This window comes from Aquitalea sp. LB_tupeE (assembly GCF_013391415.1).
In the GTDB taxonomy this organism is placed as follows: Bacteria; Pseudomonadota; Gammaproteobacteria; order Burkholderiales; family Chromobacteriaceae; genus Aquitalea.
In genome coordinates, this window is record NZ_JACAXB010000045.1 from 1 (window position 1) to 19,248 (window position 19,248).

The 19,248-nt window shown below is 54.5% G+C and carries 23 protein-coding genes; 14 read left to right on the plus strand and 9 right to left on the minus strand.

Annotation, left to right across the window (positions count from 1 at the left end; all coding sequences use genetic code 11):
• On the plus strand, window positions 1–460 hold a 460-nt coding region (locus HWX34_RS20435; RefSeq protein WP_178974007.1), incomplete at its 5' end, for a D-Ala-D-Ala carboxypeptidase family metallohydrolase.
• Complete coding sequence (locus HWX34_RS20440; RefSeq protein WP_178974008.1) at window positions 457–837, plus strand: hypothetical protein; 381 nt, start codon at window positions 457–459, stop codon at window positions 835–837. The genes HWX34_RS20435 and HWX34_RS20440, both read left to right, overlap by 4 nt.
• A 234-nt stretch (window positions 838–1,071) precedes the next feature.
• Here HWX34_RS20440 and HWX34_RS20445 read toward each other — a convergent pair whose 3' ends face one another.
• The 5 genes from HWX34_RS20445 to HWX34_RS20465 form a co-directional block, all read right to left on the minus strand.
• Window positions 1,072–2,001, minus strand: a complete 930-nt coding sequence (locus HWX34_RS20445) for an AEC family transporter (RefSeq protein ID WP_178974009.1) — start codon at window positions 1,999–2,001, stop codon at window positions 1,072–1,074.
• A complete protein-coding gene (locus HWX34_RS20450; protein ID WP_218645275.1) occupies window positions 1,998–3,104 on the minus strand; it encodes a pyridoxal phosphate-dependent aminotransferase in 1,107 nt (368 codons plus the stop codon). The genes HWX34_RS20445 and HWX34_RS20450 overlap by 4 nt, the downstream gene beginning before the upstream one ends.
• A 126-nt stretch (window positions 3,105–3,230) precedes the next feature.
• A complete protein-coding gene (locus HWX34_RS20455) occupies window positions 3,231–4,121 on the minus strand; it encodes a LysR family transcriptional regulator (protein ID WP_178974011.1) in 891 nt (296 codons plus the stop codon).
• Between the two features lie 316 nt (window positions 4,122–4,437).
• Entirely contained in the window at window positions 4,438–5,388 is a 951-nt protein-coding gene (locus HWX34_RS20460; RefSeq protein ID WP_178974012.1) for an antA/AntB antirepressor family protein, read from the minus strand.
• Window positions 5,389–5,390: 2 nt separating this feature from the next.
• Window positions 5,391–5,702, minus strand: coding sequence for a hypothetical protein (locus tag HWX34_RS20465; RefSeq protein WP_178974013.1), 312 nt, complete (start codon window positions 5,700–5,702; stop codon window positions 5,391–5,393).
• A 386-nt stretch (window positions 5,703–6,088) separates the two neighbouring features.
• Between HWX34_RS20465 and HWX34_RS20470 the strand changes: the two genes are divergently transcribed.
• The gene (locus tag HWX34_RS20470; protein ID WP_178974014.1) at window positions 6,089–6,328 is read left to right on the plus strand and encodes a BatA domain-containing protein; all 240 of its coding nucleotides are present in this window, start codon (window positions 6,089–6,091) and stop codon (window positions 6,326–6,328) included.
• Between the two features lie 98 nt (window positions 6,329–6,426).
• Here HWX34_RS20470 and HWX34_RS20475 read toward each other — a convergent pair whose 3' ends face one another.
• The gene (locus tag HWX34_RS20475; RefSeq protein WP_178974015.1) at window positions 6,427–6,930 is read right to left on the minus strand and encodes a HEPN domain-containing protein; all 504 of its coding nucleotides are present in this window, start codon (window positions 6,928–6,930) and stop codon (window positions 6,427–6,429) included.
• Between the two features lie 242 nt (window positions 6,931–7,172).
• On the minus strand, window positions 7,173–8,807 hold the full coding sequence (locus tag HWX34_RS20480) for a hypothetical protein (RefSeq protein ID WP_178974016.1): 1,635 nt from the start codon (window positions 8,805–8,807) through the stop codon (window positions 7,173–7,175).
• Between the two features lie 649 nt (window positions 8,808–9,456).
• On the opposite strand from HWX34_RS20480, the gene HWX34_RS20485 reads away from it, so the two are divergent.
• The 11 genes from HWX34_RS20485 (at window position 9,457) to HWX34_RS20535 (ending at window position 17,425) form a co-directional block, all read left to right on the plus strand.
• Window positions 9,457–10,944 (plus strand): SEL1-like repeat protein, encoded by a 1,488-nt coding sequence (locus HWX34_RS20485; protein ID WP_178974017.1) that lies wholly within the window; start codon window positions 9,457–9,459, stop codon window positions 10,942–10,944.
• 76 nt (window positions 10,945–11,020) lie between these two features.
• Entirely contained in the window at window positions 11,021–11,992 is a 972-nt protein-coding gene (locus tag HWX34_RS20490; RefSeq protein ID WP_178974018.1) for a DUF2726 domain-containing protein, read from the plus strand.
• A gap of 73 nt (window positions 11,993–12,065) precedes the next feature.
• On the plus strand, window positions 12,066–12,428 hold the full coding sequence (locus HWX34_RS20495) for a hypothetical protein (protein ID WP_178974019.1): 363 nt from the start codon (window positions 12,066–12,068) through the stop codon (window positions 12,426–12,428).
• A 213-nt stretch (window positions 12,429–12,641) separates the two neighbouring features.
• On the plus strand, window positions 12,642–12,965 hold the full coding sequence (locus tag HWX34_RS20500; RefSeq protein WP_178974020.1) for a hypothetical protein: 324 nt from the start codon (window positions 12,642–12,644) through the stop codon (window positions 12,963–12,965).
• A complete protein-coding gene (locus HWX34_RS20505; protein WP_178974021.1) occupies window positions 12,962–13,288 on the plus strand; it encodes a hypothetical protein in 327 nt (108 codons plus the stop codon). Before HWX34_RS20500 ends, HWX34_RS20505 begins: the two co-directional genes overlap by 4 nt.
• 33 nt (window positions 13,289–13,321) lie before the next feature.
• Window positions 13,322–13,813 (plus strand): hypothetical protein, encoded by a 492-nt coding sequence (locus HWX34_RS20510; RefSeq protein WP_178974022.1) that lies wholly within the window; start codon window positions 13,322–13,324, stop codon window positions 13,811–13,813.
• Between the two features lie 486 nt (window positions 13,814–14,299).
• Entirely contained in the window at window positions 14,300–14,863 is a 564-nt protein-coding gene (locus HWX34_RS20515; protein ID WP_178974023.1) for a hypothetical protein, read from the plus strand.
• Between the two features lie 55 nt (window positions 14,864–14,918).
• Window positions 14,919–15,212, plus strand: a complete 294-nt coding sequence (locus HWX34_RS20520) for a hypothetical protein (protein WP_178974024.1) — start codon at window positions 14,919–14,921, stop codon at window positions 15,210–15,212.
• A 3-nt stretch (window positions 15,213–15,215) separates the two neighbouring features.
• Window positions 15,216–15,623, plus strand: a complete 408-nt coding sequence (locus HWX34_RS20525) for a protein-export chaperone SecB (RefSeq protein ID WP_178974025.1) — start codon at window positions 15,216–15,218, stop codon at window positions 15,621–15,623.
• Between the two features lie 612 nt (window positions 15,624–16,235).
• Window positions 16,236–16,541, plus strand: coding sequence for a hypothetical protein (locus tag HWX34_RS20530; RefSeq protein ID WP_178974026.1), 306 nt, complete (start codon window positions 16,236–16,238; stop codon window positions 16,539–16,541).
• A gap of 2 nt (window positions 16,542–16,543) precedes the next feature.
• Entirely contained in the window at window positions 16,544–17,425 is an 882-nt protein-coding gene (locus HWX34_RS20535; RefSeq protein ID WP_178974027.1) for an antA/AntB antirepressor family protein, read from the plus strand.
• Window positions 17,426–17,473: 48 nt separating this feature from the next.
• Here the strand turns inward: HWX34_RS20535 and HWX34_RS20540 are convergent, their stop codons facing one another.
• Complete coding sequence (locus HWX34_RS20540; protein ID WP_178974028.1) at window positions 17,474–18,685, minus strand: integrase arm-type DNA-binding domain-containing protein; 1,212 nt, start codon at window positions 18,683–18,685, stop codon at window positions 17,474–17,476.
• 288 nt (window positions 18,686–18,973) lie between these two features.
• Window positions 18,974–19,180 (minus strand): AlpA family phage regulatory protein, encoded by a 207-nt coding sequence (locus HWX34_RS21655; RefSeq protein ID WP_178974029.1) that lies wholly within the window; start codon window positions 19,178–19,180, stop codon window positions 18,974–18,976.
• Window positions 19,181–19,248 lie beyond the last annotated feature (68 nt).

Genomic DNA, 19,248 nt, shown 5'->3' on the forward strand with positions numbered 1-19,248 from the left:
CTTCACCCTGCGCGAGCTCACCCATAGCGCCACCGCCGCCCGACAAGGGCTGGCCAACCTGCCGACACCGGCCGAGATCGAGCACATCCGCCAAACCGCCCAGCGCATGGAGCAAATCCGCAGCCTGCTGGGCGACGTGCCTATCACCGTGTTGTCCTGCTACCGCAGCGAGCTGGTCAACAAAGCCGTTCGCGGCTCGCCCACCAGCGCCCACCGCCACGGCCTGGCTTGTGACTTTGTCGCGCCCCGGTTCGGTAGCCCCTTGGCCATCTGCCAGGCCATCGAAGCCGCCCGCGCCGCCGGCCACATTGCCTTCGACCAGCTCATCTGCGAATTCCCGCACAGCGGCGGCTGGGTGCACATCGGCTTCCGCCTGCCACCCGCCCACGGCCGCAGCCAGCTCCTCACCGCCATCAAGCGCGATGGCCACACCGTCTACCTGCCGGGCCTGCAAGCATGAAGCCGCTACCCCTCACTGTGCTGGGCGTGGCGCTGCTGGCCGCCAGCTGGTGGCACGGCTGGCACAGCAAGGGCGACCAGCTCGCCACCCAGGCCAACACCCAGCAACTGCAACAAGCCCGGCAGGCCCTGGCCGACTACGTCACCCAAACCCAACGCCTGACCACCATCGCCGACCGGGTGCAACAACAAACCACCCGGCTGGCCAGCACCAGCGCCCGCCAACTCCAGGACTACTACCGCTATGCCCAAACCACACCACTGCCTGCTGATTGCCAGCTTGACGCTGGCCGCCTGCAGCAGCTTCAAACCGCCATCGCCACCATCAACCACACCATCACCACCGCCCAGCCTCACCCGGCCGCTGCCGACCATTGAACCGCCCGACAGCCCCAGCTGGGACGACCTGGCTCGGCGCTACCTGCAACTGGCGGCGCAGTACGGGCAATGCGTGCTGGAAAGGGCGGGGCTGGTGCAGGCAGGGCGGCGGGAATGAAAAAGGCGCTGCATGGGCAGCGCCTTGGTGAGTGGCTGGTTTCGACCCAATCCAGACAGTCCGGCACTCTTCCTTGCGTGTCTGCTTTCTTAATCAAAGCGGCCACTAACCTAAACTCAATTCATAAGCCTTGCCGCCCCTAGGACAGACAGTGGCAAAGCAATTGCGGCGAGAAGTGTCTGGGCCGCCACGATACCCGCCATTAACGGAGCATCGCCGCCAAGTTGCCTAGCCATGATGTAGGACGACGAGGCTGTTGGGAGGGATTGGAACAACAACACTGCGATTGCGACTGGGCCGCTCAGGCCAAAGGCGTGACAGGCACCAAGCGTCGCCAGCGGCATAAGACCAAACTTGGCCGCTGATGAGGCGCCAATTGGCCTCAGCCAGCTTTTCGCTGCTGAAAACTCCAGTGCCGCCCCGACGCAAAGCAAGCCAAGTGGCAAAGAGGCCAGTCCCAGTGCTTTCAAAACAGGCTCAACCACAGGAGGCAGCCCCATGCCCAACACTTGCAAAGCGATACCTACTATGCATGCCAAAACGAGCGGATTCATCGCAAGTTGCCAGGCCACCTTCTTCGGAGACAACCGTCCGTGACTGCTGTAGCGTGCAAAAACAAGCACGCAGAGTACGTTGACCGTTGGAACTATAGCCGCATTGGCGACTGCGGCTAGTGCTATGCCTTGCACCCCAAAGATGCCCGCTGCGGCTGACACGCCAACGTAATTATTGAACCGCACGCCGCCTTGAAATACAGACGTAAAGGCCGGGTCGTCTACCGACAGATGATTCCTCATTCCCACCAGAATAACGGCGACAAAGACGGTTGAGCAGACCAAGGTCGCCACCATTGCCCAGATAGGAACCCCATCCAGACGCGCCGTAGCCAGACCGTGTAAAAAAAGTGAAGGGAGCAGGACGTAATATCCCAAACGCTCGGCTTGTGGCCAGAACGACTCGGCCAGGAAATGGCTTCGGCGTAGCCCGCTGCCTATAGTAATTAACAGCACAATAGGAGCCAGCGCTAAGAGCAATGTCGCAATCATGCAGCACCCTCCAGCGACGCAACTAGGCGCCTGCATCCTTCGACTAATAGCGCCTCATCGGTGGCAAACGACAGTCGGAGATACCCTGGCATACCGAACGCACTTCCTGGTACCGTAGCAACGCCTGCCTCGAGCAGAAGGAGCGCCAGTTTGGCATCGTTGATGACACCGCTAACCTTGGGGAAAAGATAGAAAGCCCCCTCAGGCTCCACCACCTCCAGCGCCTGGCTGCCGCGTAGCACCTCCAGGGCTGCATCGCGCCTTTGCCGATAGATGGCAGCCCGTTCTTCCAGAAATTCCTGGGGGCCAGACAATGCAGCGATAGCCGCCAACTGACTCAAGGTACTGGTTTGCGTGCAATTCTGCGATTGCACTGAAGTGATAGCGCTAATTAGGTTAGCCGGGCCACATCCCCAACCAACCCGCCAACCGGTCATGGCATAGGCTTTCGACACCCCATCAATGAGGAGCGTCCGCTCAAACAACTTGGGCGCAGCAGCGAGTGTTGCGTAAGCCTCTGGGGTGTAACGGATGTGAGAATAGATGTCGTCGGACAGAACAAAAGTCTGCGGAAAACCTTCCAAGACTTCCGCCAGACCTCGCAGTTCGTCTTCGGAATAGAGTGTACCCGACGGATTGCCGGGGGCATTGAGCACCACCCAGCGAGTCCGTTCGTTGAGGGCGCCTAGCAGCATCTCCGGCGTCAGGCGAAAACCATTACTCAGTGCCGTGGGAACGATGACCGGGGTACCCCCATTCATTTTCACCATATCCGGGTAGCTCGCCCAGTACGGGGCGGGGATGATGACCTCGTCACCCGGTCTCAATGACGCGCTGAAAGCGTTGAAAATAACCTGCTTGGCGCCACAACCGACAGCTATCTGGTCGTCGTCGTAGGAGAGATGGTGCTTCGTGAGCAGATTCGTCTGGATGGCCCGGCGCAGTTCCGGAATGCCGTTTGATGGGGAATAGCCTAATTTCTGTCCCAAGCCAGACTGGGTCGCAGCAAGCACATGCGCTGGCGGTGAAAAATCGGGTTCGCCCAGCGTGAGGTCGACGACGTCATGGCCTTCTGCGCGTAATGCCGCAGCATGACGGGCCATGAGAAGAATCGGCGACAGGGTGGGAGTATTGGAAGACATAGCGTACATATAGTGAAAAACATGGCGCTACGATAACGAGATTGGCTGTTGAAAAAAATCGATATTAAATCTCGATTAGCTCAACTTTTACTCATTGATTGCCTCGTCGCCGGCCTGTGCACGAATTGCCTCGGCGAGCGCGGCAGCAAGGCGGCCGGCAGGTCGGTCCTCTCGTTCCAGCAGAACGACCGTTCGTTGGGCTTGCGGCGTAGCAAACGGCAGGCAAGTCAGCCCTGGCAGCTTGGCCAACTCGCGCCTCGACAACGGGATGACGGCGACCCCGAGTCCCGAGGCGACCATATGGATGATGGCATCCTGGCTGTCCAGCTCCATTTCTGTCTGAACCCGCAGGCGCATGCGACGCAACTCTGTATCGATGGTTCGTCCAGCCCAGGCCCGACGGTCGAAGCGAATGAAGGCATTCTCCTGGAGCAGGCTTTTGGCATCGCTGCTCTCCATCCCCGGCGGCGCAATAATCCAGAACCCTTCCTGATAGAGCGGGGCACTGACCAATCCGGTCGGATGGGGCTTGACGGGTTCAGTGGTGACTGCCGCATCCAATTCGCCAGCGTCAATCCGAATCGCAAGTTCGGCCGACATCCCGGAATTCACCATGACACGAAACCTTGGGTGCGCTTGGCGCAATGCAGCCAGAGCGGCTGGCAATGAGCCAGCCAAGGCGGTCTGAATTGCTCCCAGGCGCAGGCGACCGGTGAGCTCGCCCTGGTCTCCCAGCTCTGAGGCTATCCCATCGTAAAGGGAAAGGATTTCCCGGGCCCGCTCCACCGCACGGTGACCAGCCTCGGTCAGGACGGGAACACGGCGGGTACGGTCGAACAAAGGGGCATTGAAGTCTTCTTCAAGGCTTCGGACGTGCAGACTAACGGCAGACTGAGTGAGACACACAGCCTCTGCGGCGCGGACAAATGAACCGTATTGGGCTATGGCAACTAAGGTGCGTAGTGTGCGCAGAGACATCAGCCGTTTCGTTTTGACATGAGGGGTTCGAGATAGGCGAGCATCTCTCAACAAGGAGCATGAATATCCGCAATCTGAGTGGCTATTTTACCAGCGATACTGATTGTCTGGTCAAGGAGCTATAGCTGACGGTTATTTTGTATTCGTTGGATGGCAACTGCTGGCCGACAGCTGCCACCCATCACGGCTGTTGTCTTATAGCATTATATGCCAATTGACTTGGCTGCGCACGCGCCAAGAACTGCCTTCCCCGCGTATAACCTGATTAGCACCCGCAGCCGGGTGGATGCCACTACACCCACCCGGCCCCATCCCATCACCCCTCCGTCACCACCTCCGCCAGCTGCGCGCCGTGGCGTTGCATCAGGCTGAGGATGTCCGGCATCGCCAGGCCGAAGGCGGTGGCAGAGGGAAAACACAGTGTTGCGTGACATTGCGCGGTGCTGGGCGTTTGCTGGTGGCTGACGGCTTCCGGCTCTACGGGTGCTGACAATGCAGGCAGGGGTGGTAGAGTGGGGCTGTCACTGTCAGCCAGTAACTCCGCCTCACCAGCCAGAAAACGCTGCAGCCGCTGCCGTGCCGGTTCCGCCGTCGACGGTGGCAGCATCTGCAAATGCGCCTCCACTCCGGCCAGGCTCCATATCGTCAGCCGCCGCCCGCCGCGCCGGGTGAATACCCCGTTGTTGATATTGTCCAGGGTGAAGTTGCGCAGCGGCTCGCCACTCAGGTTGAAGAAATGCACCCCCACCTTGAAGCGCCCCGGCCGCAGGATACGGTTACTGCGCACTGTGTGGCGGCTCACCTGTAACAAGGCCTGCAATTGCTGATTGGTCAGCACCGGCACGCCATTAAAGCGCGGGCAGCCCGGCGGGATGGCATCACCAGCAGGCAAGGCCGCCTGACTAGCCTGCTGCAACATGCGCTGCTCGCAAGCGATAAAGTACAGCCGCGCCTGCTTGCCCTTGTCGTTGCGCTCCACCATCGCCAGCTCCTTGGCCATGGCCAGCGAAATCATGAAATCCTTGCTGGGCCTGCCTGTGAGGGGTTTTTCCCTATTTAGGGAAAAACCTTTCTGCACAAAATTGTCTGACTCAGCGAGAGCAACGAAGTCCTTGTTTTCTGTGAAGCCGTATTGAGCAATTCGCTCTTTGATCCAATCTGGAAATTTCTTTCCTGCACCAAGAAACGCATGCAGCTCCCGCGCATTCACCGCCGGAACAGCCGCATCACCAATCTGGAAATCCACCACCGGAATCAGGGCCTGCATGGTCACACCCCCTTCATCGGAACGGCATCGGCTGACGCGCTGGGCCAACTGCACCCCACATCCTCCGCCTGCAAGTTGATGCTGTTCTGAATGTCATCAGCGCGGCCCTGAATCGCGCGCAGCACCGTCGCCAGAATGTCCTGGCGCAAGGGGTCGGTGGCATGGCCGATATACACCTCGGCACAACGGGCAATGGCAGCAATCTGGCCGAAGCCTTCCTGCGACAGGCAATCCATCAGTTCAACGGCGTGGCGCAGGTCACGAATGGCGGGGTGGTCGGGGGCGATGGGAGGGATTACGGATTGAGCAGCCATGATGGCCTCCTGATGTTTTGTTGAGTGTCGCCCCTGTTGAGAGGGCGGCCGGGTGCTTCAACACCGACATCAGAACGGCCCATAGCTTTCCCCCGAAGGGTCTTTTATCGCTACAGACGCCCGGCCATAGACGGGCATTGTCCAGCAGAACTGGTCAATGCGAAAGCTATGGATGTGCAAAGGCCGCGTTGCTTTCGGGCGCGGTTGCCGCTGATGTAGGTGTGTTGAGCACCTGCGGCAAACTCTAGCGACGATGATGCAAGGTGAATACTGACCGAAGGGGTGGTGAAGAGTGGCAAGCCAGATAGGCCACTTGATGATGATTGGGTAAGATGACGTCAGGCCAGATCCGGCAATCCATCCATTTTCATGAGGCAGTGTTCCACATGGACAATATCTTCATGGTACTCGTCACCGGCTTGTACGCAGTACTCATGCTGCTCTATTTCCGCGATGTCAAAAAGCGCAAGGCCATCCACCCTGGCTTCAGTTTGGCACAGGACATCCGCGAGCAAGCAAAAGCAGGGAATCAGATCGCCAAACTGATTTCCCTGCTTCAGTGGCTGGTGCTGGCATACGTTGCGATCAACGTTGCCTTTCTAATTTTAGCAATTGCCAAATCATAATTTATGGGGGGCAGTAAAATATTAATTCTAATTTGTGGTTGTGATTGCTGCGGTTGAATTGATTGACTCGGTCTGTTAATTGTATATATTGTTTTAAGTTATTTTAGATCCCATAATTCCTGGCAGTAATCGTAAAATATTTTATTTAATATTTGGATTTCTGTTTCTGGGAATTCAATATTACTCTCTTCGTGTTCGTATCGAATTTTGACAAACAATCGCTCGGCTTGGTTGATTATGGATTCGAATCCTGGCTTGGGGATAATTGCTTCGTATTTGCTTTTTATTTCTTTTTTAATTGATTCGTCTAGAAGTGAAAATAGCTCATTTATCTTGTGTATTCTTTTTATTTCTATATCATGGAAGTGCAGCAATGCCTTTAGTAGAAGTTCAATTGAAAATGCATGGCAGACGATTCCTGGCCCCACAAGGACCTGCACGCCCCCTGGAATCTTTACTTCCTCTAAGCACCGTACTCCTGCCAATAGATATGCTTTTGCATTGTACGCTATGTCTACGTGGGATAATTTTTCGTTTTTTGAATATTCTTTGATTGTGAGTGCGAATTTATTTAGATTGTTTATTGATATTTCTTTTTCCATTTAATGAGACTCGATCTGCGTCAGTGATGTTCTGTTGGTTAAGAAATTAATTCTGCGTGCCTAATGTGTTTTTTTGTGCAGATTAATCTTTTCGGCTTTATTTCATATTTTTGTGCTGCATTTAATGGTGCAATAGTATGTGCATGTTTGGCAAGATGAATGAGCTTGATGTTGTGTGAGATCTCGATGCGATGCCTCTATTCAATTTCATGAAAAATCCCTAGTCCTCATTAATTTTGGGCTCAGATAGCCTTCAGTCCTCTAACTTGGTTCCCTTCCATTCGTATATGCAACCTAGTTGGTTCATGTTGTGCAGCATTGCTGAAATCTGCTTCTGCCATGCATTTTTCAATTTCTAAGCGATATTTTCGCAGGCTATCATTCAGAGTTTTATTCAGTGAAAGTAATTCTAGCTTCCGCTGGTTCAGGGTTTTGGCTTTGTTGGTTCTGGCCGAGATGCTGCGAATTTTCTCTCGCATGTGGATTGCAGTGTCCCTTGCCATGTATCCGTCTTCGCCAAGTTCTTTAAGGCATTCCTCAATTTGTTCCAGCCGTGCTTGGCGCAATTCACTGCTTAGACCCGTATGTATTGAGAGTTGAAGGTTGGCTGCACGGGCGCGAACTGCAAGCAATGCGCTTTGGTAGTGCCTTGAAACTAGCGCGTGTTGGTCCTCAATAGCTTTTTTAATTCCTTCGCTGCCAAACTTATCCGGATCTGACAGGGTTGTAATTGCCGCAGTCCCGCTACGAATATCGGTAATGAAGTGATCGATCAAGATGATCAGATCACGTTCATTCGTTTCCAGCATATTACTGACCGCGTCGGCTGGTGCTCCAGAAAGAATGGATGTGGCATGTTGTTCGATGTACTTGATAATGCCTGTTATTTTAGTGAAACGTTCATTTTGCTGGAATTCCGATACGGATTTCAGGGTGTTCTTGATTTCAGTTAATTCACGTTTGATATCTGCCAGATGTTTCTGGCCGACCACGACAGAAACAATCTGCAAGAGTGCGGCAGGATTGACAATTTGAGAGAGTGAGGATGGGTCAAGTAATGTGCCATGACTGAATGTTCCATCTTTGATGGTAATGAGGCGATACCCATCGACTCCCTTGGCTTTTAGCAAAGGACCATCGATTACGACTTCCATGTATCTGGTGCTGGCCACTTCCGTCGCGGTCGCTACAGCCGGAATAGCCTGTAAAATTGCATTGAGTGTATTGATTTGAGTCGGGTCATTGAGTACTGGCCATTGGCTGTCGCCATAAATATCGAGTTCCCCGACAGAGATCAGGTCTTTGCCAGCAGAGTCCTGTATTGTTGCAATGGCACGAGCGTGATTCGTGGTCTGGGGTAACTCGTTTGCTATCGTCAGAGCATGACTTTTCTCTGCATTGATTTCCTCCAATATCACCCTGCGCAAGTAGGCAACGTGAATAACGCCGGGAACTGTAATGCGATAGGCGGGGTCCGTGGCGGCTTGGAGAGGGGATCCTAATATAGCTGCAGCCATTGCTGAGGCTGGATATGCTTCAATCAGGGCCGCATTCCTAGCCCGGGCTACGGCACTCTCTCTTTCGCTTTCGGAAAGGGATTTCCACTCTCGATCCAGGTAAAGCTCAAGCAACAGGGATTCGTTATCAACAATCCCATTACCGTTTACTGGTACCCCTAACCTGCTGCAAACATCCATCACAACTTGCTGATAGGTTGGACCTGACTTCCGTAGGGCATTAACGACGGAGTTTCCGCCAAACTCCAGAAAGTCATCGGCCAGTGCCATGTAGAAACGGCTTGGTCTGGATGGCTCCAGTTTGAATTCAATATTTTTTTTGAGAGAGCTACTTGGTTGGTCTTTTACAAGATCAACCAAGGGTAGTAGCTCCTTGTCCGTACAGCATGACAAAAGTGCATACAGATTCCCATTTCTAATTTCGGAATGGCTGGCGTTGCGTTGTGTTTTTGGTGTCATGATTTAGTTCGGCATTTAGAGGTCTAGCAACGATTTTTTTGAATGGTCACTGCGTTTAGCCAGGGTAGCTCAGCCGTCAGGTTCATTTAGTATAAATTCCGCAATATCATATGCCAATTGACTTAAATGTGCACGCAGTAAACCCTTCCATCTACGTGGACTCCCCTTGAGAACAGCGACCGGGCAGGTGCGTCCAACACCCACCCGGACAGCTGACCCGCAGATCATCCCTGCAAGCCAGCCCAAGGCTGCCACCTTCAGCTGAAAGTGTGGCCAGTCTAGCGGCTTCCTTTACCAGGAACACCTTGCAGATGTCTTATCCCGAGATCCGTTGCGGCCAATGTGGCCGTAAACTGACCGAAGGGTGGTACTCCACCCTTATCATCTATGAAGTGGCATTAGCCGCCCCTTCTGGTCACCCTCTCTGCCACCACCTGGCCGATGAACTACCTGTGCTGCTCGATGGCAGGTGAGGTGTCCACGCGTCCAGTAGCTCATCAGTCTTGATGTGTATCTGCAATGTTTATTGCAGATGCCATTAGAATAAGTAATGATTTGGCAACTTTGTAAACAGCACACTATCGCCATGAAAAAATCTCTCTCCAGCTTTCCTCTTCTGCTTTGTGTCCTTCTGGGCAGTTACATGGCGCGTGCCGAATCCTTGCCTCTGGCAGAGGTATTGCAACAGGCTGCCCAAGGCAATGCCCAGGCACAGTCCCAACTGGCGGCGCAGTACCATGCAGGTGAGGTGGTTGAGCAGGATGATGGCAAGGCGTTTGAGTGGGCCAGCAAGGCAGCTGCACAAGGGAATGCCGATGCGCAGTATCTGCTGGGGTCGCTCTATGCAGACGGCTTGGGAGTACAGAAAGATGCTGCCCGGGCGGTCGAGTTAATCCGTAAAGCGGCGGTGCAGGGTAATGCGGATGCACAGTTCAGCCTGGCCGAAGCCTACCGCGAAGGGCGTGGAGTAGCGCAAAGTGATGTGCAAGCGGTGGCCTGGTATCGCAAGGCGGCTGAGCAAGGTCACGGCATAGCACAAGATGCCCTGGGTGTAATGTATGCCAATGGTGCCGGAGTGGCGCAAAGTGATACGCAGGCGGTGGCTTGGTACCGCAAGGCTGCCGAGCAAGGGGTTGCCTACTCGCAAGCTAATCTGGGTGATATGTATGCCAATGGGCGCGGGGTAGTGCAAAGCGATGCGCAAGCCCTGGTCTGGTACCGCAAAGCAGCTGCACAGGGGAATGCGGCCGGGGAATTCGCGGTAGGACGGATGTATGACAAAGGCCGGGAAGTAAAACAGAGTGATACGCAAGCGGTTGCCTGGTACCGCAAGGCAGCTGAGCAAGGACTTGTTGATGCGCAAACCAACTTGGGATTGATGTATGAACAAGGCCGTGGGGTAGCGCAAAGCGATACACAAGCGGTCGTCTGGTTCCGCAAGGCAGCTGAGCAAGGGTTTGCTGAAGCGCAAACTAACCTGGGATTAATGTATGAGCAAGGCCGTGGGGTAGAGCAGAGCGATACGCAAGCAGTTGCCCTGTACCGAAAAGCAGGCGAGCAGGATAACGCCCAGGCGCAATTCAACATGGGGGTGATGTATAAACAGGGCCGCGGGGTGGTGCAAAGCGATGCACAAGCGGTGGTCTGGTTCCGCAAGGCGGCTGAGCAAGGGTTTGCTGGTGCACAAACCAACCTGGGACTTATGTATGAGCAAGGCTGGGGGCTGCCAAAAAGTATGGATCAGGCGGTGCAGTTGTATCGATTGGCTGCTGCGCAAGGCAGTGAGGATGCGCTGCGTAATCTGGGAAGCTGTTATAAGAGAGGCAGTGGGGTAAAAAGAAACCTGATTGCGGCGTATGCCTTGTACAAGGTGGCGGCGGTAAAGGGGCAAAAGGAAGCCGCAGTAAATCGAGATGAGCTGGTGGGCAAGCTGTCTGCAGCCCAATTGCAAGCTGGCCAGACGCTGGCGCAACGCTTGTTTGTGTCTGCCAACATTATTGAAAAGCTGGACCTGTATTTGCGCAGTGGCAAGCTATAACGCGCTGATAGAATAAATTGCTGGGCCGGATGCGTGTAATTTGGCATCCGGCCAGGATTCGCAATATGATGTTTGAATGCGTAAATTATTGCTCTTATCCGCACTGTTAGCCAGCACATTTGCATCCGCCCAGGTGTACACCTGTACCGACCCGCAAACCGGGCGGGTGATCTACAGCAACTACCCCGGCTGTACCGTCATGAATGCCGGGCAGCCTGCGTCTGTGCAGTCGGCCCAGCCAGCTGCGCCAGTGCAGGTGCAGCCGATGTTGGCCCCTGTCACACAAACCCCGCAGCAAGCGCAACCGGCGCAGCCTTTTACACCCCAGCCAGCGCAGCCTGCCGTACAACCCACGCCACAGCTACCGCAGGTGGTGCCCGTGATGCCTACGCCAAGCTCCTTGCTGGCACCCATCTTCCAGGCGCTCAAGTGGCCGTTGATCCTGATAGCGGGCTTTGGCGTGCTGTCACTGATGCTGTCCAACAAGCAAGGCAGCAGGCGTGGGCGCAAGAAAAAGAATGCGCGCTGGCAAGAGCCACGCATGGCGCACGTGCCGGCAACGCAGCCGGAGCAGGTGTTCCGGCCGGTGATCAAGAAGCCGGTGGATTACGGTAATGCGCGCTTCTGCCTGAAAAACAAAACCTTGTTGTCCGAGCGTGAGCAGGGCTGCTACTGGCGGCTGGTGGAGCACTTGTCGCCGGATTTCATCGTGCTGGCCCAAGTTGGTTTCAGCCAGATCCTCAGCACCAAGGGTGGTACTGGCGAGCAGAACTATGCGCTGTACGGCACCATGCGGCAGAAAGTGGCGGACTTTGTGATTTGCCGCCAGGACCTGAGTGTGGTGGCGGTGATCGAGCTGGACGATAGCAGCCATCGTGGCAAGGAAGAACAAGACAAAAAGCGCGACGCCGCGGTGCGCCAGGCTGGTTTGCTGGCCTTCCGGCTGCCCAAAACCCCCGGCAACGAGCCGGTGAAGAACCTGGCGGATGTGCTGCGGCGGATGGATGCGCAGCGGGGTGGGGTAAACACTACGGCTTCGGCTGGCTGAACTATCGTCCTCAGCCAAACACCGGCGATGAGGCTTGCCGGGCTTTTCAATAAAAAATTATTAAAAAACAACCATGCATATTCTTTTTTCCGACCACGGCAAATTGCGTAAAGTCCGTTTCAGTCGTCCCTCTCTTGTCACACTGCTGGCAGGCCATGTTGAGGCCATCACGCGCAATCAGCCGCTGATCTTCCTGAAGCTATCCCTGCCCACCATGCTGGGCATGCTGCTGGCCAGCGTGCTGGGCGGCTCCATTCTGCTGGCTTTGCTGGCGTACTTTCTGCCTTGTTGGTATTGGTCTCGCTACAGTGATGCGTTTTATATCCGCTCCTTGATGGACAAGGACTGGTCTTTTGCCGACACGGCCGAGAACAACCGCTATGTGGCGGATGCGCTGGGGATTGAGCTGATGCCGGGGGAGAATGGGGCGGAGTAGGTTTTGGCCATTCGTGCATGGGTAACGCTGTTACCACGGCTGAGGGTGCTGTGGCGTACTGGGACCGGCTGGCAAGAGCAGCAATCAGCATGATGGCTTTTCCATAACATTGGCCGGAAATGACATGCAAGTATTATCATCTAACAACTATTCGCAAAGCGTTTACCCGCCTACTCCTGCCAGCAGCTGTGCATGGCATTACTGAGGAAAACCATGGCAACCGTAATGGCCTGGATGCTGATCTTGTTGATTGATCTGGCCGTCTTTTTTTGGGCACCCATCAGCATCGTTTTCTCCAGAAAAGTCACCTGGAAAACCAAGCGAAAATGGTTGGCTGCCTATTTGCTTTCCTTCCTGCTCGTTCCCTGGCTGGTACTACAGTTATTCAAATTTATCGGGTTTATGCTGCACAACCCGGGTCTGGCATTTTTTGGCCAACAGCTGGCAGCGCCGTCCATACTGCTGATTGGCCTGGTGTTTGCCATCCTCTTTCGCCGCTCTGTTAGACGCATCACCGTGCAGGGCAGCGTAGCATGATTAAAGACAAGGTGCCCACGCGTTGGCAACGCATCCGTGCGGCTATCCAGACGATTCCCGAAAATGCCCAACGCAGGCTGCAGGTCAGCCTGACCGTCGGGCCGATATGCGTGTGGATAGGCTGGTTGGCGTTTCTATTCCCATCCAGTCCCTGCGATGATTCACGCCATTCTGGACTGTGCGCGGTTTACACCGCCATGGCGGTAGCTGCCAATACCAGCGTGGAAAACATCAATGCCGCCGTCTATGTGGCGTTCGGTATCGCGCTGATCTGTGCGGCGGTGGCGGATCTGATTCTCTGGTGGCCGGGGCGTCGCAAGTAACCGTTAATTCAACCGCAACAGCACACCATCACCATGAAACACCTCGCATTCATCCTTGCCCTTGCCAGCGCCACCAGCTTTGCGGCCGATCTGCCAAATCGTGCCATGACCCCCGGTGCCATCAACCCGGACATCACCCAGGACAACATCCAGCAAACCGTGTGTGTGAAAGGCTTTACCAAGACCATCCGCCCACCGGCCAGCTACACCAACAAGCTGAAGAAGGCGCAGATCCAGGACTATGGCTACGCCGACACCAATCCCAAGGACTATGAAGAAGACCACCTGATTGCCCTGAGCATCGGCGGTGCGCCGCGCGACCCGCAGAACCTCTGGCCGCAGCCACGCAAGAGCGAATGGAATGCCGCGAAGAAAGATCAGCTCGAAGTGGTACTGTATCGCATGGTGTGTGACGGCAGCCTGCCGCTGGCCACTGCGCAACAGGCCATGGCCACGGACTGGATCGCAGCGTGGAAGCGATACGTGGCGGGGAATACGGCCCTGGCCAAGGGGCATGTGGACTGACTGTCCGGGAAGGTGCTGACAGCCAGGCCGGCACGCACATATCAAGGGTGAGACAGCAGGGCTGGTTGAGTGCCATGAGGGGAGAGGATGCAATGGAGATGACTAGCACGGCAGGCAAGATCATCTTTGCCATTGCCAGCGTTATCGCTCTGTTGCTTGCGCTGGTGGTGAAGAAGCTGCTTGGGTGGTGGTGGGGTGAAATCTGAATACTGTGATAGCAGATTCTTGGTGGGGTGACAGGGCATCTAGTGCCTAGGCGCGTGCCACGCACGTACTATACAATTGAAAAATTTGATTTTCTGTATTATTGACATGCGTGTATCCTATGATGTAGGAGTCTAGCTGGTGACGGGGCTGTAGCTTGATCGATGCTTTCGTGTTGTGATGCAGGGCTGTTGGATTAGTATTTCTACTTAGCCGTACTGGGGTGATGGGGTGTTATTATCCCATTTGGCTATTTGAAATCATTAAAACTAAGTCCCAGACATGTCGATTGTTTATGGCTATCACTCCACTGAACGTAATGCAGCCCTAAGCATTGTGGGTTCTACTTTCCGCCCAAGTACTAGTGAAGAAGAGTGGCTTGGTCACGCAGTTTACTTTTTCCTGTGCGGGGAACTCAAATGTGCCGTCCGTGCCGGTATCGGGTGGGGGCGTTATCGAAAGCACAAGCAACCTGTTTTGCTTGAAACTATATTCGATTTTGATGACGAATACCTTGTTGACCTAAGAAATGAATCAGAAATAGCCGAGTTTAATAAAATTAGCCTTGCTCTGGTTGATCGACTTTATTCTGAGGGAATGTTTCCAAGGGATCGAAACAAAAAATTTGACAAGACGATTATTTTTAATATGGTTCTGAGGAAAATGAGAGCTCAGGCTGTTATTAAAAATGAACACATTGCAAGTATAGAATCCGGCAATTATTCGTACGCCCTGCCATCAATAACAGTGCCAAACTGTACTATTATGGGTGTTAGGGATATTAATCGATTAAAATCCAATAGAATTCTAACCACATCAGATGTGGCTAAGCATGTTTGCAAGTAATCTCGCTGAATAAAATTCTTGCGAGTTATATTAAAATCCCACAGTGAGGGATGTTATGAAAAAAGTATATCAGGAAGCATTAAAAAGCATCATGGAGGAATCCATTGACGAATTGTTGTCAATGTACTTCGAATTGGAAGAGAGTCTGCAAGAGCGAGAGCAAATGATATCTTTTGATTTTGCACACTCTTCAAACTCTTCTGAATTAGTCTTTAATATGGGTGATGTAACTGCCGACGTGTTGAATTATTCAATTCGGGAGATACATTTCCCAACCGATTTTAAACAATCGTTACTTAGTACGTATTCCGCAAATGATGAAGATTACGGAATATCGCTAGCTGCTTGATTTATGACTATATCTATTTCACTCGATTCTACGCGATTTGAAAACTTTGCATTGGTTGATATGCAAGGTGAAAACTCGGGCATGAATTTTTCTGTTGAGTCCAAATTTAATCCTGAAATGTCAAATCAGTTTCAGATTGCATTTGAGATATCAATGCCGATCGAAGCTAAAGAGTTTCGAGGTACGTTTATTGCCAATTTTGTGGCAAGTGAGACCGTAAATGCTGAGTGGGTTGAGACCTCGGGCTTTGCAAATGTAAACTCTCCGGCAATCGCATATCCTTTCCTTCGTGCAAGCATTGCGACTATTCTGCTAAATGCTGGTTATGAGCCTCCATTACTGCCTGCTGTGAATTTTCAAGCTGCATTCAATAGGCGCAGACAAGAAATTCAAGCTCAGTCAAGTCAATAGCCTAAAATAACAGCCACCACTCGGTGGCTGTTTTCATTTCTGCCATGCCTATCGGTCAGTTTCGCCCTGCTACTCAAGTACCTAGAGTGGCCACAGGTGCTCAAAACACTTATCTACCAGCGGCAACGCACCCGTAAGACTGCGGCCAACCATCCGTCAGTTTCCCAAGGCATTGCATTGCAGGATAATGCCCGTCTATGGCCGGGTGTGTGGCTAATACAAGACTCCCGCTAGGGAGAAATACGCCCGCCGTCTGGTAGCGGTTTTGAGCCCCCGGCTTTCTCCATTTCAAGCAGCCATCATCAAGGTGGCTGTTTTCATTTCTGCCATGCCTATTGGTCAGTTTTCGCTTTCACTTCAAGTCCATACAGTGGCCGCAGGTGCTGAACACACCTTGATCGAAGCGGTTGGCTGTCCCGACTGACAGCTATTTCACAATCACGGCTTTCGCATTGTCCTGCTCTACAGGACAATGCTTGCTTATGGCCGGGTGTCCACAGCTATACAAGACTCGCGAGGGAAATTCTGTGGGCCGTCTTCGATCGGTGTTCAAGCGCCTGGCCGCCTCTCTGAACAAGGGGCAATCACTGAACACAATCGAAGGAGGCCATCATGGCTGCTCAATCCCTTTCCATTTCTCCCGATCATCCTGCCATCCGTGACTTGCGCCACGCCGTCGAGGCGATGGACTGTCTGTCGCAAGAAGGCTTCAGTCAGATATCTGCCATGGCACGCTGTGCCGAGGTGTTTCTGGGGCAGGCGACCGAACCTTTGCACCGCGATATCGTCGGCACCGTGCTGCGCGCCATTCAGGGCCGGGCAGATGACATCCAGAATTGCATCAATGTGCAGGCAGTGGAGGTAGGTTGCGCCTGGCCTGCGCTGCCTGACGGTTCGACCGTATCGGGGAGGGCTTGACCATGCAGGCCTTGATTCCGGTGGTGGATTTTCAAATTGGCGATGCCTTGTTGCCTGCGGTGAATGCGCGTGAGCTGCATGCTTTTCTGCAAGTGGGTAAGGATTTTTCTACGTGGATGAAAGATCGCGCCACGCAATATAAATTCATTGAAAACAAGGACTTTGTTTGCTCCCCAGTTTCGGGGAGCAAAGTGCAGGGCGCTCACAATCGCAAGGATTACATGATCTCGCTGTCCATGGCCAAGGAGTTGGCGATGGTGGAGCGCAACGACAAGGGCAGGCAGGCGCGGCTGTACTTTATCGCTTGCGAGCAGCGCGCCTTGCAGCTGGCCGGCGCAGCGGCCTTGCCGGTGGCGGATGCGGTGCCGCCGGGGTGTGCCCGCTTCAACGGCGCGGTGGTGTTTACCAATCAGCAGCTGGAGCGGCTGCTGGCGGTGTGCAAGGACACGCTGTACAGCAATCGCCATTTGCGGCCGGGCCGCTTTCGGGTGGGGGTGGAGTATTTCAGCCTGAGCGGGGAGCCGCTGCGCAACTTCACTCTGGATAACATCAGCACCGGGGTGTTTACCCGGCGTGGTGGGCGCAAGCTGACCATCTGGACACTGGAGGGGGTGGAGGCGCATCTGGCCATGCTGCCGCCGTCGATTGCCGACCCGGCGCGGCTGAGGTTGCGGCAGTGGCTGGAGGGTGGCGGGCCTGCAGCACCTGCTGCCGTGCCTGCGCTGGCTGCGCCGCCATCTGCCCAGTTGGCCGTGCCGTCGGATGAGGCTTACCTGGCGACGCTACGCTTTCCGTCTGCCGCTGCACTGGGCGCGGCCATGCCGGTAATCCTGGCCTTGATGCAGCAGCACGGGGCGGAACTGGCGGGGGCGAGGGTGGGTTAGGGCTTGGCATGGTGATGTAGGGATGACGCAGCCTGCGGGCTGCGTTTTTTATTGGTGGGCTAGCGGGGTGTCGGTTTGTTCCGTATTGGCCTGTGCAGCGAGTTTGTCCAGGTAGTCAGCATAGTCCTGCATCATCTGGCGACGTTGTTCCAGGTATTTGGCGTGGTTGTAGGCGGCCTTGACCTTGTTTCTTTCCATGTGGGCCAGCTGGATTTCGATGACGCGTTCGTCGTAGCCCAGCTCATGAAGCAGGGTGGAGGCCGTGGAGCGGAAGCCATGTCCGGAGATGAGGTGTTTGTAGCCGATGCTGGCAATGACGGTGTTGATGGTGGTGGCGGAGATACCTTCCTGCGGCTGACGGGCATTGGGGAACAAGCGCGGGCGTTGGCCGGTGAGGCCGTGCAGATCGCGTAGCAGTGCCAGTGCTTGGCGTGACAGGGGGACGATGTGGTCGCTGCCCATTTTCATTTTATGGCCGGGGATGCGCCACAGGCGTGCGTCCCAGTCGATGTCGCTCCATTCGGCGTTGCGGATTTCTGCGGTGCGGACAAAGGTGTAGAGCATGAGCAGGGTGGCGGGCTTGGCGATGCCGTAGCCGGTGTAGTTGCGCAGCTTGCACAGGAAGTCCGGTATGGCGTCGATGGGCAGGGGCGGGTGGTGGCGTACTACCGTGCGTTTGACCAGTTGGCCGAGCGCAGCGGTGGGGTCGGTTTGGCAGCGCAGGGTGGTGATGCCGTAGCGGAAAACGGCGCCTATCCATTGGCGCAGATTGCGGGCGACGGTTTTGGCGTCGCGGTCCAGTACCGGGCGGATGGTTTCCAGCACCAGAACCGGGTGTATGTCGGCCAGGGGAAGGTCGCCCAGTTTGGGGTAGGCGTCGTGGGTGAGGGTTTTTTCGACCTGGCGGGCGTAGCCTGCGGACCAGTGGGTATTGCTGGCCATCCACTCGGTGGCCACGTCACGAAAGGTGAGCCCTTTCCGTGCCCGCTGTTGGTTGCGTTCCAGCTTCTTCTGCAGGTTGGGGTTGATGCCGCGCTCAACCAGGGCGCGGGCTTCGGTGAGTAACTTGCGCGCCTCGGCTGCCCCGATGGCGGGGTACTCGCCAATGGTGTACATGCTGGGTTTGCCATCAATGCGGAAGCGGTAGCGCCAGAACTTTTGCCCGCTGGGGCGGACTTCCAGCACCAGGCCTTTCTGGTCGGCCAGGCGGTAGACTTTGGCTTGGGGTTTGGCTTGTCTGATGCGGACGTCGGAGAGCATTGTGAGTAAGACCTTGTGCCGTTGGCATGGATTTGGTGTTACTCACAATGTTACTCACAGATGGCCGCGATGGAGTGCCACAGGAGGGCACTCCATAAGACCAGTTGACGGCGTGGAAGCCTTATTCGGTGAGGGTTTTGAGACAGATGCGGACGTGAAGGAGACGGGCTATTGATTTTCGATCATCAAAAGCATTAATGGTCTCCGATCATTGATTTGTAAGGCTTTTCATGTTGAGCAGTGCGATTTCCATGAAATCTTCCAACAATGTTCCAACCATTTGCTGAACTACCCTGCTGCCTTGTGATTGTCTGGATACCATGGACGACCTTCCGCAAAACATTTAATCCAATCGTCCACTTCATGTTCTATCCACCGAGATGCCCGTCCATTATGCCTTGGTCGTGGAAACTGTCCAGCTTTGATCCTCCTGCGGATTGTTGATTCTGACATCTCCAGTCTTTCCATGCTGGTTTCGATTTTGATGAGTCTCACGGTAATTTTCCTTGGTCGATGGTTTGCTTGATATGCCGTTGTACATGCCCTTGTGTGCGCGGCTGTAA

What these genes read in the sequence shown, in the direction of transcription:
- HWX34_RS20440 (WP_178974008.1), top strand. Translation starts at nt 457, where the DNA reads ATGAAGCCGCTACCCCTCACTGTGCTGGGCGTGGCGCTGCTGGCCGCC.
- HWX34_RS20445 (WP_178974009.1), bottom strand. Translation starts at nt 2,001, where the DNA reads ATGATTGCGACATTGCTCTTAGCGCTGGCTCCTATTGTGCTGTTAATT.
- HWX34_RS20450 (WP_218645275.1), bottom strand. Translation starts at nt 3,104, where the DNA reads ATGGCCCGTCATGCTGCGGCATTACGCGCAGAAGGCCATGACGTCGTC.
- HWX34_RS20455 (WP_178974011.1), bottom strand. Translation starts at nt 4,121, where the DNA reads ATGTCTCTGCGCACACTACGCACCTTAGTTGCCATAGCCCAATACGGT.
- HWX34_RS20460 (WP_178974012.1), bottom strand. Translation starts at nt 5,388, where the DNA reads ATGCAGGCCCTGATTCCGGTGGTGGATTTCCAGATTGGTGATGCGGCT.
- HWX34_RS20465 (WP_178974013.1), bottom strand. Translation starts at nt 5,702, where the DNA reads ATGGCTGCTCAATCCGTAATCCCTCCCATCGCCCCCGACCACCCCGCC.
- HWX34_RS20470 (WP_178974014.1), top strand. Translation starts at nt 6,089, where the DNA reads ATGGACAATATCTTCATGGTACTCGTCACCGGCTTGTACGCAGTACTC.
- HWX34_RS20475 (WP_178974015.1), bottom strand. Translation starts at nt 6,930, where the DNA reads ATGGAAAAAGAAATATCAATAAACAATCTAAATAAATTCGCACTCACA.
- HWX34_RS20485 (WP_178974017.1), top strand. Translation starts at nt 9,457, where the DNA reads ATGATTTGGCAACTTTGTAAACAGCACACTATCGCCATGAAAAAATCT.
- HWX34_RS20490 (WP_178974018.1), top strand. Translation starts at nt 11,021, where the DNA reads ATGCGTAAATTATTGCTCTTATCCGCACTGTTAGCCAGCACATTTGCA.
- HWX34_RS20495 (WP_178974019.1), top strand. Translation starts at nt 12,066, where the DNA reads ATGCATATTCTTTTTTCCGACCACGGCAAATTGCGTAAAGTCCGTTTC.
- HWX34_RS20500 (WP_178974020.1), top strand. Translation starts at nt 12,642, where the DNA reads ATGGCAACCGTAATGGCCTGGATGCTGATCTTGTTGATTGATCTGGCC.
- HWX34_RS20505 (WP_178974021.1), top strand. Translation starts at nt 12,962, where the DNA reads ATGATTAAAGACAAGGTGCCCACGCGTTGGCAACGCATCCGTGCGGCT.
- HWX34_RS20510 (WP_178974022.1), top strand. Translation starts at nt 13,322, where the DNA reads ATGAAACACCTCGCATTCATCCTTGCCCTTGCCAGCGCCACCAGCTTT.
- HWX34_RS20515 (WP_178974023.1), top strand. Translation starts at nt 14,300, where the DNA reads ATGTCGATTGTTTATGGCTATCACTCCACTGAACGTAATGCAGCCCTA.
- HWX34_RS20520 (WP_178974024.1), top strand. Translation starts at nt 14,919, where the DNA reads ATGAAAAAAGTATATCAGGAAGCATTAAAAAGCATCATGGAGGAATCC.
- HWX34_RS20525 (WP_178974025.1), top strand. Translation starts at nt 15,216, where the DNA reads ATGACTATATCTATTTCACTCGATTCTACGCGATTTGAAAACTTTGCA.
- HWX34_RS20530 (WP_178974026.1), top strand. Translation starts at nt 16,236, where the DNA reads ATGGCTGCTCAATCCCTTTCCATTTCTCCCGATCATCCTGCCATCCGT.
- HWX34_RS20535 (WP_178974027.1), top strand. Translation starts at nt 16,544, where the DNA reads ATGCAGGCCTTGATTCCGGTGGTGGATTTTCAAATTGGCGATGCCTTG.
- HWX34_RS20540 (WP_178974028.1), bottom strand. Translation starts at nt 18,685, where the DNA reads ATGCTCTCCGACGTCCGCATCAGACAAGCCAAACCCCAAGCCAAAGTC.